The sequence below is a fragment of the Campylobacter suis genome, assembly GCF_905120475.1.
GTDB classification, from domain to species: domain Bacteria; phylum Campylobacterota; class Campylobacteria; order Campylobacterales; family Campylobacteraceae; genus Campylobacter_A; species Campylobacter_A suis.
Genome location: NZ_CAJHOE010000004.1, coordinates 57941 through 75171, shown reverse-complemented (window position 1 = coordinate 75171; position 17231 = coordinate 57941). Strand labels below are relative to the sequence as shown.

20 protein-coding genes and 1 tRNA gene are annotated in these 17231 nt (G+C 35.4%); 4 read left to right on the top strand and 17 right to left on the bottom strand.

The window, feature by feature from the left end:
* Positions 1-20: 20 nt before the first annotated feature.
* From modB to LQV35_RS07420, 5 genes are read right to left on the bottom strand one after another with little or no spacing between them, the layout of a single operon-like run.
* Entirely contained in the window at positions 21-683 is a 663-nt protein-coding gene (modB, locus tag LQV35_RS07440) for a molybdate ABC transporter permease subunit (RefSeq protein WP_230057243.1), read from the bottom strand.
* 3 nt (positions 684-686) lie between these two features.
* On the bottom strand, positions 687-1553 hold the full coding sequence (locus LQV35_RS07435; RefSeq protein WP_230057242.1) for an ABC transporter ATP-binding protein: 867 nt from the start codon (positions 1551-1553) through the stop codon (positions 687-689).
* On the bottom strand, positions 1540-1935 hold the full coding sequence (locus LQV35_RS07430; RefSeq protein WP_230057241.1) for a TOBE domain-containing protein: 396 nt from the start codon (positions 1933-1935) through the stop codon (positions 1540-1542). The genes LQV35_RS07435 and LQV35_RS07430 overlap by 14 nt, the downstream gene beginning before the upstream one ends.
* On the bottom strand, positions 1932-2675 hold the full coding sequence (gene modA, locus LQV35_RS07425; RefSeq protein ID WP_230057240.1) for a molybdate ABC transporter substrate-binding protein: 744 nt from the start codon (positions 2673-2675) through the stop codon (positions 1932-1934). Before modA ends, LQV35_RS07430 begins: the two co-directional genes overlap by 4 nt.
* Before the next feature lies 1 nt (position 2676).
* The gene (locus LQV35_RS07420; RefSeq protein ID WP_230057239.1) at positions 2677-3462 is read right to left on the bottom strand and encodes a TOBE domain-containing protein; all 786 of its coding nucleotides are present in this window, start codon (positions 3460-3462) and stop codon (positions 2677-2679) included.
* 142 nt (positions 3463-3604) lie between these two features.
* Between LQV35_RS07420 and LQV35_RS07415 the strand changes: the two genes are divergently transcribed.
* From LQV35_RS07415 to LQV35_RS07405, 3 genes are read left to right on the top strand one after another with little or no spacing between them, the layout of a single operon-like run.
* Entirely contained in the window at positions 3605-4294 is a 690-nt protein-coding gene (locus LQV35_RS07415; RefSeq protein WP_230057238.1) for an MlaA family lipoprotein, read from the top strand.
* 4 nt (positions 4295-4298) lie between these two features.
* Positions 4299-4886, top strand: coding sequence for a Tgt2/MlaC family protein (locus tag LQV35_RS07410; RefSeq protein WP_230057237.1), 588 nt, complete (start codon positions 4299-4301; stop codon positions 4884-4886).
* Entirely contained in the window at positions 4883-7330 is a 2448-nt protein-coding gene (locus tag LQV35_RS07405) for an efflux RND transporter permease subunit (RefSeq protein WP_230057236.1), read from the top strand. Before LQV35_RS07410 ends, LQV35_RS07405 begins: the two co-directional genes overlap by 4 nt.
* Here LQV35_RS07405 and LQV35_RS07400 read toward each other — a convergent pair.
* Complete coding sequence (locus LQV35_RS07400) at positions 7327-7836, bottom strand: BON domain-containing protein (RefSeq protein WP_230057235.1); 510 nt, start codon at positions 7834-7836, stop codon at positions 7327-7329. The two genes, LQV35_RS07405 and LQV35_RS07400, sit on opposite strands and share 4 nt — an antisense overlap.
* Positions 7837-7979: 143 nt before the next feature.
* Between LQV35_RS07400 and LQV35_RS07395 the strand changes: the two genes are divergently transcribed.
* A tRNA-Sec gene (locus tag LQV35_RS07395) sits at positions 7980-8077 on the top strand.
* A 78-nt stretch (positions 8078-8155) separates the two neighbouring features.
* Here the strand turns inward: LQV35_RS07395 and LQV35_RS07390 are convergent.
* Genes LQV35_RS07390 through LQV35_RS07340 form a run of 11 tightly spaced genes read right to left on the bottom strand, consistent with a single transcriptional unit; the run spans position 8156 to position 17225 of the window.
* Positions 8156-8833, bottom strand: coding sequence for an MqnA/MqnD/SBP family protein (locus tag LQV35_RS07390; RefSeq protein ID WP_230057234.1), 678 nt, complete (start codon positions 8831-8833; stop codon positions 8156-8158).
* Positions 8830-9378 (bottom strand): NAD(P)H-dependent oxidoreductase, encoded by a 549-nt coding sequence (locus LQV35_RS07385; protein WP_230057233.1) that lies wholly within the window; start codon positions 9376-9378, stop codon positions 8830-8832. Before LQV35_RS07385 ends, LQV35_RS07390 begins: the two co-directional genes overlap by 4 nt.
* Before the next feature lie 45 nt (positions 9379-9423).
* Positions 9424-10194: an oxidoreductase gene (locus LQV35_RS07380; RefSeq protein ID WP_230057232.1), complete on the bottom strand. Its 771-nt coding sequence runs from the start codon at positions 10192-10194 to the stop codon at positions 9424-9426.
* Positions 10181-10888, bottom strand: a complete 708-nt coding sequence (locus tag LQV35_RS07375; RefSeq protein ID WP_230057231.1) for an acylneuraminate cytidylyltransferase family protein — start codon at positions 10886-10888, stop codon at positions 10181-10183. Before LQV35_RS07375 ends, LQV35_RS07380 begins: the two co-directional genes overlap by 14 nt.
* Entirely contained in the window at positions 10857-11789 is a 933-nt protein-coding gene (locus tag LQV35_RS07370) for a Gfo/Idh/MocA family protein (RefSeq protein ID WP_230057230.1), read from the bottom strand. The genes LQV35_RS07375 and LQV35_RS07370 overlap by 32 nt, the downstream gene beginning before the upstream one ends.
* Entirely contained in the window at positions 11789-12835 is a 1047-nt protein-coding gene (locus LQV35_RS07365) for a nucleotidyltransferase family protein (RefSeq protein ID WP_230057229.1), read from the bottom strand. Before LQV35_RS07365 ends, LQV35_RS07370 begins: the two co-directional genes overlap by 1 nt.
* Before the next feature lie 10 nt (positions 12836-12845).
* Complete coding sequence (locus tag LQV35_RS07360; RefSeq protein WP_230057228.1) at positions 12846-13502, bottom strand: PIG-L deacetylase family protein; 657 nt, start codon at positions 13500-13502, stop codon at positions 12846-12848.
* Positions 13502-14662 carry a UDP-N-acetylglucosamine 2-epimerase gene (gene neuC, locus LQV35_RS07355; RefSeq protein WP_230057227.1) on the bottom strand — a complete coding sequence of 387 codons (1161 nt, stop codon included), beginning with the start codon at positions 14660-14662 and terminating at the stop codon, positions 13502-13504. Before neuC ends, LQV35_RS07360 begins: the two co-directional genes overlap by 1 nt.
* Positions 14662-15438: a GNAT family N-acetyltransferase gene (locus LQV35_RS07350; protein ID WP_230057226.1), complete on the bottom strand. Its 777-nt coding sequence runs from the start codon at positions 15436-15438 to the stop codon at positions 14662-14664. The genes neuC and LQV35_RS07350 overlap by 1 nt, the downstream gene beginning before the upstream one ends.
* Before the next feature lie 7 nt (positions 15439-15445).
* Entirely contained in the window at positions 15446-16447 is a 1002-nt protein-coding gene (neuB, locus tag LQV35_RS07345) for an N-acetylneuraminate synthase (protein WP_230057225.1), read from the bottom strand.
* Between the two features lie 52 nt (positions 16448-16499).
* Entirely contained in the window at positions 16500-17225 is a 726-nt protein-coding gene (locus tag LQV35_RS07340) for an SDR family NAD(P)-dependent oxidoreductase (RefSeq protein WP_230057224.1), read from the bottom strand.
* Between the last annotated feature and the right edge of the window lie 6 nt (positions 17226-17231).

Below are 17231 nucleotides of genomic sequence, written 5' to 3'. Positions count from 1 at the left end.
GTTTTAGCCTGTATTATACCCTAAATTTTAACTTTTTGATTAAAAATATACAATAAAAATAAAGTAACAAAGCTAAGCCCTAACATCATAAGCGCATAAGTTTGTGCTAAACCATAATCAAGCATTTCCACAGCCTCATAAATAGCGATACTTACGACCTTAGTTTCGCCACCCACGCTTCCGCCTATCATCAAAACTACACCAAACTCACCCATAGTATGCGCAAAAGTAACTACAATAGCACTTAATAAATTTGGCTTTATGTTTGGCAAAGCCACACGAAAAAGTGTGCTAAGTGGACTTTTCCCAAGCGAATAGCTTGTCTCAAAAAGACTTGGTTTTAAGCTTTCAAAGCCTGATTTTAAGGGTGCAAACATAAAAGGAAGCGAGTATATACAGCTAGCTATCACAAGACCTGTAAAGTTAAACACAAGCCTTACATCAAAAGTCTCTTCGATAAATTTACCAAAAGCATTATAAGGCGATAAAAATAGCAAAAGATAAAAGCCCATAACACTTGGGGGAAGCACTAGCGGAAGAGAAAAAGCCGCCTCAAAAACCGCTTTACCACGAAAATTTTTACGAGCAAATAAAAACGCAAGTGGTAACATAAAGGCAAAAAGCACGAGCGTCGTGATAAGTGCAAGCTTTAGCGAAAGATAAAATGGTGTTAAGTCTATCATGCCCTATCCTATCTTTGTTAAATTTGCGCCAAATGCTTTAACGCTAAGCAACGCATCATCGCCTTGAGATAAATTTCTAGCTTCGCTTTCGCTAAGCACCACGCGACAAAGCTGATTTTGTACGAGCACAAGGGCTATCCATGCAGCATCACGGTGTAAAATTTCAAGCACCTTTGCATTAAAAGCTAGCTTTTTTGAACCAGACTGTTTTAAAAATATCTCTTTTGGAGTTGCTATGTCCGTTATAGTGCCATTTTCAAGCACAAAAACTTTTGAACAAAGCTTATAAATTTCGCTCACATCATGGCTTACTAAGATGATACTCATTTTAAACTTTTCATGTAGCGCAAGTAAAAAGCCCTGTAAATGCTCGCGCATGGCATTATCAAGAGCTGAAAGTGGCTCATCAAGTAGTAAAATTTCTGGACGACGCATTATCGCACGAGCTAATGCCACACGCTGCTTTTGTCCGCCTGAAAGTTCTGCTATCCTAGCGTTTTTAAGAGCAGATATTTGCATCATCTCAAGTAGCTCATCAGCAAATTTTTTATCATCTTTTGCAAAAAGTAAATTTTTATAAACATTCATATTTTCAAAAAGTGCGTAATCTTGAAACAAAAAGCCTATATTTCGGCTTTGTGGGGTTAAATTTATATACTTTTTAGCATCAAAAAAACTCTTGTTAAAAGCTAAAATTTTACCACTCTCTGGCGTCTCAAAACCAGCCAAAATTCGTAGCAGCGTTGTCTTTCCACTACCACTTTTTCCATAAATACAAACAAACTCGCCATTTAAAATTTGCATCTTTGCATCCAAGATAAACTCGCCATTTGCGCCATTTAGTCGCTTTTTTATATCAATATCTATCATCAAAGCTGCTTATAAAAAGTGAGGTTGATTTAACATAGGCATAAACTTCATCGCCAATGCTTAAATTTAAACGAGAAAATGACTCTTTTGAGATAATGCTCTCAAACTCAAAATTGCCAGCATTTAAGTGTAAGCAAGTGATTATCTCGCCGATATTTGCGTGAGCTATCCTTGCCTTGATGACATTATTTACCGAGCAAGCAAGAAGTGGGGCTTTGGCGATGATAACATCTGAGCTCTTAAAGCCAAGCCTCACATTCTGCCCCACTTGTAGCCCTAAATTTTCAAGACTTAGCATACTAAACAAAAGCTCATCGTGTAAAAATTTTACTACGCTTATGCCATCATTTTCATGAATTTCTAGGACTTTTGCTGGTATCATTTTGGTAGATTATATCCGTAGCGTTTAAAAATTTCTCTACCTTTTTCGCCAAGTATAAAATCATAAAATGACTTTACTTCTGGGTTGTTTTCACCCTTTTTGATTATAACTATGCCTTGATCAATTGGCGTATAAAGACTTTGATCTAAAAATATATAATTTACATTTTCTTTATACTTGCTCATTTTTTCATCATAAAGCGAGCTAGCCGCGATAAATCCAAGATCTGCCGCGCTTAATGCCTGCGAAAGAGTTTCAGAAATTTTGCCAGCATAAACGATATTTTTCTCTACTTTTTCAAACAACCCAGCATTTTTAAGTGCTTGTATACTAGCTTTGCCGTAAGGTGCGGTCTCTGGATTTGCTATTGAGATCGATTTTAGCTCTGTAACAACATTTAAGCCTTTTTTAAAGTCAATATCACGGATACTAAACAGAGCAACCGCACCTTGTGCGTAGACAACTGGCTTGGTAGCTGCAAAACCTGTATCAAAAAGCTTTTGAGCAAAAGGCATATCTGCCGCCATGAAAATATCAGCTGGCGCGCCGTTTTGTATCTGAGTAACAAGCCCGCCACTAGCGCCAAGGACTACATTTATCTTTGTGTTTGGGTTTTCTACATTAAACTCCTTCACAATGTCCTTAAAAGCATAGGTCGTATTTGCAGCTGCAAAAACAACAACTTCACCACAAAATGCAAATGTAACGCTTGCTAAAAGCGCCAAAAATGTTTTTTTCATATTATACTCCTACAATGATGTCACTTGATTTAACTATCGCTTTAAGCTTATCGCCAACGCCTATTTTTAGCTCCATCGCACTCTCTTTTGAGATGATGGCGCTTAGTGTTTGTGAGTCACTTAACTGCATTACGACCTCAGCCGTAACGGCACCTATTTTTACCGAGATAACCTCACCATTTAGCTGGTTTCTAGCGCTTAAATTTAAGGTGTCAAATTCTTTTGCAAGCATTACCGCTGGTGCCTTAAATATAAAAACCACGCGCTTTCCCACAGCTAAATTTAGGTCATTTTCGCTTTGGACTGTGATATTAGCTCCAAGCTCTTCGCCACTACTTAATCTAGCTGAAATTTGACTATTTAGCGCGCCTGTTTTTATACTTGTTATCTCGCAATTTAGCTGGTTTCTAGCACTTAGTGTTATGCCAAGTCGTGAAAAACTGCTAAGATCTGCACTTTGTATATTTGACTTTGCACAAATTTTTGCCAAAAAATCCTGCTGTGCAAGTAAAAGAGCGTCATAAATTTCTATCATCTTTTTACCGTGCTCACTTAGCTCTGAACCGCTATTTTTCTTAAGACCTTGGGCTCTAACTATGAGCGGCTTATCGCTTTTGTTGTTTATAATATCAAGGCTATCCCAGGCATTTTTATATGAAATTCCAACCTCCTCGGCAGCCTTTGTTATAGAGCCAGTTTTTTGTATAGCTTTTAGTAAATTTATATGCTTTTTTAAGACGCTTGAGCCATCATCAAATAAAAATTCCAAACTTACATCAGCCCTCATATTACTCCCATAAAATCAAAGTTATATAAAAATATAATTTTGGAAGTATAATAAAAGATATATATAAAATAGCTTAAATCTTTTATATATTTAAAAGCTACAAAAGAGTAAAATCTCAATTTATTTTAAAAAAAGGAAAATTTTGAAATATCTCTTAACTTTTTTTCTTAGCATAACACTTGCTTTTTCGCAAAGTAGTGATGAGTTTGATGCAGAATTTAACGACAAAAACACATTTGATCCACTAAGTGGCTATAATAGAATGATGACAAGCGTTAATGATAAAATTTACACATATATCTTTGATCCAGTTGTAGATGGCTATAGATATGTTGTGCCAGCAAAAGGTCGAGAAGTTATAGCAAATGTGTTTGATAACCTACTATTTCCGCTTCGTTTTGTAAATAACCTTTTGCAATTTAAATTTCAAAATGCAGCAGACGAAACGCTTAGATTTATAGCAAATACAATAGTTGGCTTTGGTGGCATAAGCGATGTTGCTACCACTTACTACAAAATTCCACGCCACGATGAGGACTTTGGTCAGACACTTGGACACTGGGGTGTTGGAAGTGGCTTTCATATCGTCTGGCCAATATTTGGACCATCAAATTTAAGAGACACCTTTGGATTGGTTGGCGACTTTTTTACAAAACCTATAAACTATGTCGATCCAAACGAATTATCTCTTGGACTAAATGTAGGCAGTAAAACAAATGAAATGGCTCAAAATCCAGATATGTATAAAAACTTAAAAAAAGATGCTGTTGATTTATACCCATTTTTACGCGATGCTTATGAGCAAAGACGCGACTATTTGATAAAGGAATGATAATATGAAACTTAAACTTTTTTGTGTAGCAGTGCTAGGCGCAACGATGTTATTTGCTCTACCAAAAGATGAGATAAAACCACAAGTTGAGATAAAAACAACACAAGCTATAGAGGTTTTAACAAACAAAAGCCTTTCAAATGAGCAAAAGATGGATGAGCTGTTTAAAATTTTTGATCCGTTGTTTGACTATAAGCAAATGGCAAAGATAAGCCTTGGAAAACGCTTTAATGCCCTAAATGACTCACAAAAAGCAGAATTTAGCAAAGCCTTTGAGCAAAAACTAAAAAGCTCTTATGCTGATAAACTTTTAGGATACACAAACCAAGAGATAAAAGTAAAAGAGCTGACCGAGCCACAAAAAAACAGAGTCTTTTTGCACTCTGAGCTTTTAAGTGAAGGCAAGAGTTATGATTTCATATATAAATTTTATAATGACAACGACAACTGGCTGATTTATGATATGGAGATTATAGGTGTTAGCTTGCTTCAAACCTACCGCAGTCAGTTTGCCGATATGCTTGATAGTGCTGACTTTGAAACACTTATAAAAAAGCTAAATGAGACATCGGCTATAAAAGTTGATAATTGAAAAAAATCTTTAAATTTATACTAACAAACTCAAAGCTCGTTTTATGCATAATGCTTGTATTAACGGGCTTTTTTGGCTATTTTTCAAAAAATCTTGAAGTTGATGCATCATCTGAAACACTGCTTCTTGAACACGATAAAGACCTTGAAATTTGGCGAGATATAAACAAACGCTATACATCACAAAATTTTCTTGTTGTAACTTACACTCCAGCAGATGATATGTTTTTGCCAAAAAATCTTAAATTTATTGAAGATATAAGCAGAGAATTTGCAAAAAACGATCTAATCTCTAGTGTTACAAATATCACAAATGTCCCGCTTTTAAAGAGTGTTACTGGCTCAATAACCAATATCCTTAACCACACACCAACTCTTAAAGATGCCGGCATAAACATCACTTTAGCCAAAAATGAGTTTAAAAATAGCCCGATTTATAGTGCAAATTTGATAAGCAAAGACCTAAAAACAACAGCAATAGTACTAAACCTAAAAGATGATAAGCGCTATTTTGAGCTTTTAAATAAAAGAAATGAGCTTCTTGCTCTAGAACAAAACGGTACGATAAATAGCACTCAAAAAATAGACCTAACAAATGTGCAGGCTGAATTTAAGGCATATAGGGATATTTTACGAGCAAAAGAGCACGCTGGGCTTGAGAATATAAAAAGTACGATTAAAAAATTTAAAAATAGTGAAAATCAGCTATTTTTAGGTGGCGCAAACATGATCGCTGATGATATGATAAGTTTTGTAAAAAATGACCTTGCGACTTACGGTATCAGTGTTGCTTTGTTGCTTGCGATTTGTTTATGGCTATTTTTTAGACAAATTCGCTGGGTGGTTTTGCCACTTTTTATCTGCGTTATAAGTGCTATTATATCAAGCGGACTTTTTGGACTTTTTGGCTGGGAGATAACAGTCATTAGCTCAAACTATATTGCCCTAGTTCTAATCATCACCATCTCAGTTGTGATACATCTTATAGTAACTTACCGTGAATTTTATCAAAAGCACTCACATTTTAGCCAAAAAGCACTGATATATCTAACACTTCGAGACAAGGCAAAGCCTAGTTTTTGGGCGATCTTTACAACGATAGTTGGCTTTGCTTCACTTATGAGCGCAGATATAAAACCTGTCATAATGCTTGGCGTGATGATGAGTGCAGGCATAGCAGTTACGCTGTTTGTAGCATTTGTTATATTTGCAACGATACTTGTAAATTTAAAAAAGATACCGCCAGTTAATAGCTTTGAAAAAAGTTTCAGTTTTACAAAAATTTGTGCAAATTTTGCACTGCAAAAACGCAGTTTAGTCTATGCATTTTCACTAATCGCGCTATGTTTTGGAGTATATGGTATCACTCAGCTTAAAGTTGAAAATAGCTTTATTGGCTACTTTAAAAAAGATACGCAGATTAGGCAAGGTATGCAAGTTATAGATGAAAACTTAGGTGGAACGATACCGCTTGATATCATCATCAAATTTGAGCAAAACCAAAAAGATGAGCCTAAAAAAGATGAATTTGATGAGTTTGAACAAGAATTTATCGAACAAGCAGCTCAGACAAAATACTGGTTTGATAGCTATAAAACAAGGGTTGCTGAAAAGACACATAAGTTTTTAAAAGAGCAAGATTTTGTAGGTTCTGTAAGCTCTTTGGCAACACTAACAGCGGTTATTAGAGAGCTAAATGGCGGTGAAGTAGATGACTTTTTACTTTCAGCTATGTATGAAAAACTTCCAGATGAGTATAAAAATATACTACTTAATCCTTATGTAAATATCGACGAAAACGAGCTTCGCTTTGTACTTCGCATAACTGATAGTGATGAAAATTTAAGGCGGGATAAATTTATAAAAGAGCTAAATGAAAATCTACACGAGCTTTTAAAAGATGATGGGGTTAAGGTAACAGTAGCTGGAATGATGGTACTTTACAACAACATGCTTTTAAATCTGGTAAGCTCTCAAACTGACACTCTAGCCATAAGCATTGGGCTGCTTTTTGTGTTATTTTGCTTTATTTTTAAAAGTATAAAATTTGCACTAATCGCAATCATCACAAATCTCATACCACTTTGTGTTCTTTTTGGCATTATGGGAATTTTTGGAATTGCACTTGATATGATGAGTATAACGATTGCGGCTATAAGCATAGGCATAGGAGTAGATGACATTATACACTACATGCACAGGTTTAGATTAGAGCTACTTTCAAAAAGCGTTACTCAGGCTATCAAAGCTTCGCATGCTAGCATAGGCTATGCTATGTATTACACATCATTTACTATATTTTTGGGTTTTAGCGTTATGATGAGTAGCAACTTTATACCGACTATATATTTTGGGCTTTTAACAGACCTTGTAATGGCACTAATGCTTATCTGTGCACTAGTTTTACAGCCTGCACTGCTTGCTAGCTTTTGTAAAAAAAATTAGCGAAGCACTCTTAAAAAAGAATACACATCAGCAACGCCATCTATATGTTTTGCATACCAAATGGCGTGCTTTTCATACTCATGTGTCGCCACGATGCCACTAAACACAACATCACAGCCAACAACTCCTATGCGGACATTTGTTGATTTAACAGAGCTATCGCTAAATAAATTTGCTTTTAAATTTGCTAAAATTTTAGTGCTTGAACAAGGATAATTTGCCTGCTTTATCCTGATATATTCGTGCACTTTTCTAACACCAGCAGTATCTTTTGCAAGCTGTAAAAGTACATTTTTAAATCCATCGCTTTGAACTAAACCAAGCAGATAAACTTCGCCGTAAAAGACCTCAACTTCTATATCAAAACTACTTAAACCTTTTGTAAAAAGAATTTTTGAGCGAATTTTGCTTTGTATGTATTTGTCGTTTGTTATAGAACCTATATCGCGCTCATCGCATGAAACAGAGTATATGTCATACACATTTATCGCATTTGAAGCTGGCATTAAAACACTAAGGCAACCAGTAAAAAATAGTGATAAAAGTGATAAAAATACTCTAAAAATATCTACGCCTTTTTAAAATTTTAAAGATTTTAATAAAACTAGACTAAAATTTATATAAAATTTGGTAAAATAGCCAAACATGCGGAGGATAAAGTAATCTGGTGGTGCTCACGGACTTCAAATCCGATGGCGGGGCGGTTGACCGTTTCGCGGGGAGTTCGATTCTCTCATCCTCTCGCCATCTATTTGCTTTTAGACTTCAACTTTTTTAACTATAAAGCTTATCCTTGCTACCTGCGACAAATTGGAATTCAGTATACTAACTTGGATCAAACCTAAGCTCTCGTGCCTTTTGTATAAAAATTCTCAGTGCTTTTTGCTCTTTTTTACCCATTTTATAGCTGATAAACTTCAGATACCATCTGATATTTTCAGGAGAAATTTGTCTAGTTTTTGAATACTTTTCAAGTATATAGCGAGGGATTTTTATATTTTTTGATAAAAAGCTATTAACCAGCTTCTCATAAGTTGAGCCATTTTTTATATAACAAAAACGACCAAAAACAAATGGCAAACCCTGTTTTTTGTGCCAGATTTCACCCATATCATAAAAATTTTCGCTACCTTCATTAATATATGCTCTCAAAGCTCTATCGCCAATTAGCACTTCGCCTTTTAGTCCTAAAATTTTAGAAAGCATATTTGAGCTGGCGCTTGCGCTATCAAGCTTACTTAGACTATTTTTACGAACTAAAACACTTTTTACACTCTTTTTTGCAACAATGCCAAAATTTAGTTTTTTATATTTTACACGGCGACTCTCTATACTTGAGATGACGGCTGCATCTATTTGACGGCGACAGAGTGCACCATTTAGCTTACTTGGCACACCCTTTTTGTGTTCTATGGCTTTTTTAACATAACTTTGAAGTGGCGAACGCTTTAAAAAAACATGAAATGGTAATAAATTTAGATAGTCTATCTTACCAAATTTCAATCCAAAGCTTCCTTCCAATCCTCATTTTTCAAAAGCTTTTTATATATTTCACAACACTCATTAAGGCGCTCATCACTGATATTTGATGAATCATCTACCACAAAAGGCTCACCAAAATCCATGCCACAATAATTCATCGAAGCTTCAAAAGGAGCTAAAATTTCGCTCATATCATGCTTTGCTCTACCAAATTTTGAATAATCAGCTATCGTTCCGCCGACACTAACTGCAACTTGAACATCTTTTCCAGTTAGCACACCAGTACTTCCATACGCCCAGCCATAAGTAAAAACCTCATCCAAATATGCCTTTAAAATAGCTGGCGTTGCATAAAAATATAGTGGAAACTGAAAAATTATACGATCTGCGCTTTCTAAAAATTTCTGCTCTTTTGCTATATCAAAACTTTTGGTCTTTTCGCCATAAATTTCATCTAAAAACCTTACATTTTCAGAGCCTAAAGTATCTTTTGCAACTTTTAAGAGTGCCTTATTTACCTTTGAACGCTCAAAATACGGATGTGAAAATACAACAACTGTTTTCATCTTTGCTCCTTTAAATTTTTAACAAATTATACCAAAAAACTCTGCCTACAAACTAAAGCCATCGTCAACTATGATATTTTGTCCATTAACAAACCTGCTCTCATCACTCAGTAAAAATACAAGTGCTCCGCACAAATCTTGCGCATCAAGCATACCTTTGCTAGAACAAAAGCTTTTATAATTATCTAAAAAACTTTGCGGTTGAGCATCAAGTATGCCACCTGGAGTAATGCAATTTACTCTAATGTTTAATCCTTTAAAATATTTTGCCATATATTTTGTGATATGAAGCAAAGCTGATTTTATGGCAGCGTACTCGATCGGTGTTGTCATCTGAGTGCCTTCATAAATTTCAAATCTAGGTGCGACAACGCCGTAAATTGAACTGATATTTATAATATTACCATAACCTTGTAGGCTAAAAAATTTAGCAAACTGTTGCGAAACAAGAAAGTACCCGCCTAAGTTTAAATTTAAAATTTCTGTAAAGTCCTCATACTCAACATCAAAAAAATGCCTACCGTAATTTTTAGTGCGCGGGTATGCTGAATTTATGACAGCGTCGATTTTACCATACTTTTGTGTAACTTTTTTTATACACTCGTTTATGCTATCTTTTGATATTATGTTTAACTCACAAAAATCTATATTTTCACTTTTTAATTCATTGCTTAACTGATGTGCTACTTGCTCTGCGGTTTGTATATTAATGTCTGCTATGATAGCAATGGCTGAGTTTTTTACAATAGCTTTTACAAATTCTTTGCCTATCAAACCAGCTCCGCCAGTGACTACAACCACTTTATCTTTTAGCATTTTTCTCTCCCATAATAAACTCTACAAATTTAAAATCAAGCTCATTGTCTATGTCAATCGATCTATCTTCAGGCATAACATAAAGTCCAGTTTTTGGCAAAAATAAACTATCGCAAGTAAGCAAAATTTCTCTTTTCCAGATATAAATAGACGCATTCATATCAAAGCTTTTTGGCGCATCTTGTCTTCTTACAATGGCACTTTCTAAGCTTTTTGAAAGAACGACGCGACCATCTTTGCTAAGCTCAACAAGGTTAAAATATGGGCTTCTTCTACTTGGCATAGCGGTTATTAGGTTGTCATTATCATCTTTTAAAAACTGCTCGTAAGCAAGCACAATATCACTTACATCTCTAAGCGGAGCTGTAGCATCAAGGTCTATATGATGATCAAATTTTACTGCGTAATGTGCTTCACTTTTAATCAAAGCATCACGGATAACCTCAAGCTTACCAGCTGTATCACTAGCCATATGTTCATCTCGTTTAAAAAAGACTTCAGCACCATACTTTACAGCAACTTCAGCTATAGCATCACTGTCAGTACTAACAACTATGTGGTTAAAAATTTTACTATCAAGCGCCTGCTCTATCGTATAGGCAATAAGCGGTTTTCCGTAAAGTTCTCGGATATTTTTATTTTTAACACCTTTACTGCCACCCCTAGCACATATCGTGCATAAAACTTCCATCATTTTGCTCCTGTACACTCTTAATAACTCTCATAACACTCATCGCTTGCTCAAATGTGCATACATTTTTGCGATCACCTAAGATATCTAAATGCATTGACTTAAACATATCATTTCGCTCTAAAACTACACTTGTTTTTTCTTCAAAACCCTCTTTATCCTTTTTTATCAATTCATTTTTGATAAGATCAATAAAAATACTAAATTCTTGAGTATCGATAAAAATTTGTCTATGCGTTAGCTTAGATATGTAATCAACTTGCATGCTAACAAAAGTACTACCAGCACGAGCTAAAATCACAGCTATATCATCTGAAGTTATTTTTAGATCTGAAATTTTAGAGTTAAAACTTTTTATCTCATCAAACTCTCCAAAAAACCACAAGGCATAGTCTATCTCATGGCTAAGATCAAGCAAAACACCACCGCCAAGCTCCCTTTTTGAACTATAACACTGGGTGTAGTCGCCAGCCCTCCATGTCGGCAGATACTGAGCACATTTTATATTTGCGCTTAAAATTTTTTCGCCAAACAAAAGCTCTTTTGTTTTTAATATCAAAGGATGATAGCGCAAAACATACCCTACAAAAATATCATTTTTTGCTTTAAGGTCATAAAATTTCTCAAACAATGGTTTTTCACAAAAAATGCACTTACCGCTCACTCTATCATCTATAAACTTAAGCTGGCGTTGGTGTAGAGCTGTTGGCGTGGCGATGAGAAAGTACTCATACTCACTAAGCAAAACATCATCTAAGCTCTCATAAATTGTCGTTACTTGATCGTTAAGCAAGAGCTCTTTTTGCGAAGTTACAAGGTCGATTTTACTAAATTTTTTAAGAGCCAGCAAAACATCGTAGTGTCTGCGTCCGATAGAGCCAAAACCAACTATAAGAGCGCGCATCAAAAGACCTCATCATATTCTTCGTTAGCTCTTTTATACTCCTCCATCCTACCAATATCAAGCCAGTAATCATTAACAGGAAACGAGCTAACTATCTTTTGCTCTTTTATTAATTTCTCAAAAAGTGTTGGCATGTCATAAAATTCATCCTTTGGAATAAAGCTAAGCACATCAGGCGAAAGCATGTAAATTCCAGCACTTACAAAAAAACTCTGTGTCGGCTTTTCTTTTATACCCAAAATTTTTCCGCTATTAACATCTACAACTCCATAAGGTATGGTGTGCTCATACTCCCTGACGCACATCGTTGCATATGCGTTATTTATCATATGTAAATCATGAAGATGCTCAAAATTTATATTTGTTAATAAATCTCCATTCATAACAAAAAATGGCTCTGTTGGGGGCGCCAAAATAAGGCTAAGAGCACCAGCTGTTCCCATACGCTTACTCTCTAAAACATATCTTATCCTTGCACCAAAATGACTTCCATCACCAAAATGTTCGCGTATTATTTCGGATTTATAATTAACACACATTGTAAAATTTGTATATCCATAGCTTAAAAAGCTCTCAACTATAGTCTGAATAATCGGCTTCCCACCAACCTTTAGCATAGGCTTTGGTGTGTTTTCAGTTAATGGTCTAAGCCTTGTGCCAAGCCCACCAACCATCAGCACAACCTCATTTTGCTTAACTTTTGGCTTTATAAGCTCTGGAACATCTTGTATCCCAAGAACCCTTCCAAGCTCATCTAAGATAGGAATTTGATGTAATTTTTTTGAGATAGCAACACGCAAAATTTCCTCTTTCGTGTCGCTCATTTTTGCTATCGTTGGATGAGTAAAAATAATACTTTCAACCGTACTATCAAGCCCAAGCCCCTCCAGTATACCGCGTCTAATATCTCCATCTGTTATAGTGCCAAGAAGTCTATCGTTTTCATCAACAACAAGCGCTATTTGTATGCCGCCATCATTTATGACTCGCAAGGCATCTTTGATCGTAGTATTTGTGGCGATTTTAACCTTTTCTATACTTCTCATCTTATCTCCTTTAATAGCATAAAACTTTCGGCAAAAAGCCAAAGTCCCTCGCTACCCCCCCCATTGTTGCGGCTCTAAATGTTGCAAGTGCCTTTAAATTTTCAAGACTTCTAGGAAAAGGATGTGGTGCTATCTCGCTTTTATAAATTTGCATAATTTCAAGCTTTTTTTGCATAAATTGAGTGATGTCAACAAATACATTTGGTATAAAATTTTCGCCAAAACTTGGTGCAAACTCCGTTTCGCTAAGCGTTTCCATCATATAAATTTGCTTTAAAAATGGATAGCGAAAACTTTTTGTACAAGAATAAGCCGCTTCAAAAATCTTTCTATGATCACTGTGAACATCTGATTTAAACGGCAAGTATAAAATATCAGGCTTAACATCGTTAAAAACAGCCGAAATTTTACCCACAAGCTCACTCATACTATACTCATCAACTCTCATTGTATCAAGATTAAGCCTATGCACGCTTTTAAAGCTGTAAGAATTTGTAACTTTTGCTATCTCTTGCTCTCTAGTTTCGTAATACGGGTGGTCTTTGCTAATTTGTGTGCAGATAAGCCAATGTATCTCATCGCCATTTGATAGATGTTTTAAAAGCGTCCCACCACAACCCAAGGTCTCATCATCTGGATGAACAGCGACTACTAAAACTTTACTCATTACCCCTCCAAAGGATCATAGGTTTTTAAAATTTTTGACTTAAAATCTGTATTTTTGATAATCTCATAAGCTCTTTTTGCTGCATTGCCATCGCCATACATACTTTTTTGCCCTTTTATACTTGTTAAAAACTCATCGCTTAAAGCAAGCTCTAGTGCATTTTTTATATCATCAAAGCCGCTCTTGCAAAATATAACACTCTTATCGCTAAGTCTGCCAAGCTGCCTAAAGCCAACATTTACAGTAGGTATGCCAATGCTTGCGGCTTCACCCAAAACACCAGATGATGAGTTGCCGATTATAAGCTTTGAGTGTTTGTATATAGAAACAAAAATTTCTCTATCTAAATTTTTATAAAAAACAAAATTTTTATCATCTTTATATTTTGCTATAACATCAAATATCTTACTGTTTCCATGATCTGTATTTGGGTAGCTTACAAATGTCTTAATGCCTCGCTCTTTTAAATTTAACAAAATATTTTCAAAGTACACATCAGCTTTTTGTATTTCCTGAGTAACTGGATGAAATATACATAAAGCAAACTCACTAAAATCGTCATCTAAATCAAAATGCGCCAGAATTTCAGACTTTTTAAGTGGCTTAAATGATATAAACCTATCAAGAGAAAGGTTGCCAGTTACAAAAATTCTATCAGGCTCCTCGCCCATTTTTATAAGTCTTTGCTTAAATTTTTCAATACTAACACAATGAAAAGTCGAAAGCTTTGAAGTGGCGTTTCTAACGGCATTGTCTATATATCCATCTTTTGCATAGTCTCCACCATAAAAATGAAGCGTCGGTATGCCAAGATAACCGCCCACCATCGCATAAACAAGCATATCTTCTCTATCGCCTGCATATATCAACAGATCGGGACTAAACTCATCAACACGCTCTATAATATTTTGAAGTAAAATACTTGCACTTTTTAACCTAGAAACCTTTGTGTCACCAGATAAAAGTGTCTGAACTTGAAATAAAATTTTTATCCCGTCATTTTTTATCTGATCCACGCTAAGACCAAACTCTTTTGATAGGTGAGCGCCGCTTATGCCTATGCGAAAGTCTATCTCATCATCATTTTTTAAAAGCTCATAAAGTGGCGACATAATGTCATAATCTGAACGAATAGAACTAAATGCTAAAATTTTTTTCATCAAAATACATCCGACATAATAAGATCTTTTTTAAACTCAACGCCTTTTAATTTTTGATTAAACAAGCGATAGCCAAAAACATAGTCAAATTTCTTTTTCATTATAAAATTTTTATCGTTGGTTAAAACATTATATCTCATATCTGTATCCAAAACATCAAAATCATAGCCGTTATAAACCAAATCGATTTGATCTGAAAAATTTTTTAATATATTTTTACCCTGCATTTTATAAAGCTGTTTTGGCTTATCTAGCCTCCAAGAGTTTTGAGGGTGCAATGTATCATAATCTATCTGATATGTCGGTTTATTTAGATTTTTTATCTCTGTAGAGTTTAACTCTGCGATAAAACTATCATCGATATTCCAACCAAGTAGCCTTTGTAGCGCCGGAGCTGAGTTTTTGTTTGGAAAGCCATAAACCAGTTCATATCCAAGCTTTTTTGCCATATCATACACAGCCACAGCTTGACTTATAACAAGCCCAAATTTTCTATACTTCTCGCCAACCATAACACCCATAGAGAGTGCACACTTTAAATCTTGGTTATTAAACCTCAAAAATATAGGTATTAAAGCATAATGCCCAGCGAGCTCTTTTGTAGCCTTATCAAAAAAAAGGCTAATAATGGGGTCTGCGTTTGGGTTGTCGATATATGCCCATTGCCAAAGTTCATCATCAAATTCCCTATTAAAACAAGCTGTAAAAAGGGTAGCTATCTGCCCTTTAAACTCATGCAGCTCACTTTTTTTTGTGATTAAAATTTTATCAAACATTATTTTCTCACAACACTATCATTTCATCAGCCGTATAATCTTTTTGCGAGATACGACCAACTATCTCGTCCCATCTCATAGGGCTTATGCCACCGGCTGGACGCTTGACTGCTAGATTTTTCTCGCTAAAAATTTCACCTTTTTTTATATCGTGTGCCGCAACTATGGACTTTCTGGCTATAGATATGTTTTTACTTTCACTTTTACTGGCTTTTTTTATGCCATCACCTAATGCAAGCTCGATGTTTCGTATCGCACTAACCATCGCGCAAAGCTCATCCGGCTCAAGACTTGCCTTATGATCTGGTCCTTGCATAGCCTTATCAAGCGTAAAGTGCTTTTCTATCATGCTCGCACCCATAGCCACAGCTGCTATAGGCACCTCTATACCCAAGGTATGATCCGAATAACCAACCTTAACACCAAAGGCATTTGCAATAGTTTGCATAGCTTTTAAATTTACATCTTCAAACGGCGTTGGATACTCGGTATTTGCATGCAAAACTGTTATATTTTCGCGCTTTGTGCCGTTATTTATTAAAACATCTATGGCGCACTCTATCTCGCCCAAATTTGCCATACCGCTTGAGAGTATGATGCGTTTATCAAGCTTTGCGATGGCTTTAAGATATGGTAAATTTACTATCTCGCCACTTGGGATTTTAAAGATATCAAGTCCTAACTCATCTAATATTTTTACACTTGCCAAATCAAACGGTGTCGAGAGAAATTTTATACCTTTTTTAGCACAATGTGCCATAAGCTCCTTATGTGCCGCAATATCTAGTTCAAGGCGTTTGATCATCTCAAACTGTGTTTCGTTTTGATCAGTTGTCTGCTTTTGGTACTCAGCTTTTTGAGCATTTTTAGAGATACTTAGCTCAGCTTTAAATGTTTGAAATTTTACAGCATTAGCACCCGAGCTAGCTGCTACATCTATAAGCTTTTTAGCTAAGTTTATATCGCCGTTATGATTTACGCCAGCTTCTGCTATGATAAAAACGCCCATATTTTTCCTTAAATTTTAAATATATAAACCTAATTTATAAATTATATCAAAATTATGCTGTGCTTCCTACATCTACGGTAAAATTTGCACCGGTTATACTACTTGCGTCATCGGACAATAAAAACAACACCATAGCGGCAACATCATCAACATTTGCAAGTCTTTTAAGTGGACTTCTTCTTTTTATGCTCTCGAGTTTATCACCTTGCAAAACTCCTGTCATATCTGTTTGCATATAGCCAGGAGAGATGGAATTTACCATTATATTTGCCTTACCAAGCTCTCTTGCAAGTGATTTTGTAAAGCCTTGCATGGCAGACTTTGTGGCTCCATAAACACAAAGACCATTAAAACCAGTTGAAGCTATGATGGAACTTATGTTTATAATCCTTCCTCTAAGTTTTGTTAACATGGATCTGCTTATGTACTTTGTTAATAAAATAGGGGCTTCTACATTAACCTTTAAAAGATCTGAAATTTGTCTTTCATGCATAGTTCCTAAAACTCCGTCAATGCCTAAAGCAGCATTATTAATAAGCGCATAGACGGCTCCGTGCTCTTTTGTTATCTGCTTAACTAGGCTTTGAATGCCTTGAGTATTTAAAAAATCATAAGATATATAAAAAAGTCTATCTTGATACCGGCTTTGTAAATTTTTAAACTCATCACTAAGTGTTCTTGATACACCAACGACAATATACTTATCACTAGCTAGTAACCTTTTACAAATCCCAAGTCCAAGCCCTTTAGAAGCTCCACTAACTACCACAACATCCATTTGTAC

Excerpts from the sequence above, each read along its gene's own strand:
- LQV35_RS07365 (WP_230057229.1), bottom strand. The coding sequence starts at position 12,835 with ATGAGAAGTATAGAAAAGGTTAAAATCGCCACAAATACTACGATCAAA.
- neuB (WP_230057225.1), bottom strand. The coding sequence starts at position 16,447 with ATGGGCGTTTTTATCATAGCAGAAGCTGGCGTAAATCATAACGGCGAT.
- neuC (WP_230057227.1), bottom strand. The coding sequence starts at position 14,662 with ATGAAAAAAATTTTAGCATTTAGTTCTATTCGTTCAGATTATGACATT.
- LQV35_RS07360 (WP_230057228.1), bottom strand. The coding sequence starts at position 13,502 with ATGAGTAAAGTTTTAGTAGTCGCTGTTCATCCAGATGATGAGACCTTG.
- LQV35_RS07435 (WP_230057242.1), bottom strand. The coding sequence starts at position 1,553 with ATGATAGATATTGATATAAAAAAGCGACTAAATGGCGCAAATGGCGAG.
- LQV35_RS07375 (WP_230057231.1), bottom strand. The coding sequence starts at position 10,888 with ATGATGGAAGTTTTATGCACGATATGTGCTAGGGGTGGCAGTAAAGGT.
- LQV35_RS07340 (WP_230057224.1), bottom strand. The coding sequence starts at position 17,225 with ATGGATGTTGTGGTAGTTAGTGGAGCTTCTAAAGGGCTTGGACTTGGG.
- modA (WP_230057240.1), bottom strand. The coding sequence starts at position 2,675 with ATGAAAAAAACATTTTTGGCGCTTTTAGCAAGCGTTACATTTGCATTT.
- LQV35_RS07350 (WP_230057226.1), bottom strand. The coding sequence starts at position 15,438 with ATGTTTGATAAAATTTTAATCACAAAAAAAAGTGAGCTGCATGAGTTT.
- LQV35_RS07385 (WP_230057233.1), bottom strand. The coding sequence starts at position 9,378 with ATGAAAACAGTTGTTGTATTTTCACATCCGTATTTTGAGCGTTCAAAG.
- LQV35_RS07430 (WP_230057241.1), bottom strand. The coding sequence starts at position 1,935 with ATGATACCAGCAAAAGTCCTAGAAATTCATGAAAATGATGGCATAAGC.
- modB (WP_230057243.1), bottom strand. The coding sequence starts at position 683 with ATGATAGACTTAACACCATTTTATCTTTCGCTAAAGCTTGCACTTATC.
- LQV35_RS07380 (WP_230057232.1), bottom strand. The coding sequence starts at position 10,194 with ATGCTAAAAGATAAAGTGGTTGTAGTCACTGGCGGAGCTGGTTTGATA.
- LQV35_RS07370 (WP_230057230.1), bottom strand. The coding sequence starts at position 11,789 with ATGCGCGCTCTTATAGTTGGTTTTGGCTCTATCGGACGCAGACACTAC.
- LQV35_RS07420 (WP_230057239.1), bottom strand. The coding sequence starts at position 3,462 with ATGAGGGCTGATGTAAGTTTGGAATTTTTATTTGATGATGGCTCAAGC.
- LQV35_RS07410 (WP_230057237.1), top strand. The coding sequence starts at position 4,299 with ATGAAACTTAAACTTTTTTGTGTAGCAGTGCTAGGCGCAACGATGTTA.
- LQV35_RS07400 (WP_230057235.1), bottom strand. The coding sequence starts at position 7,836 with ATGCCAGCTTCAAATGCGATAAATGTGTATGACATATACTCTGTTTCA.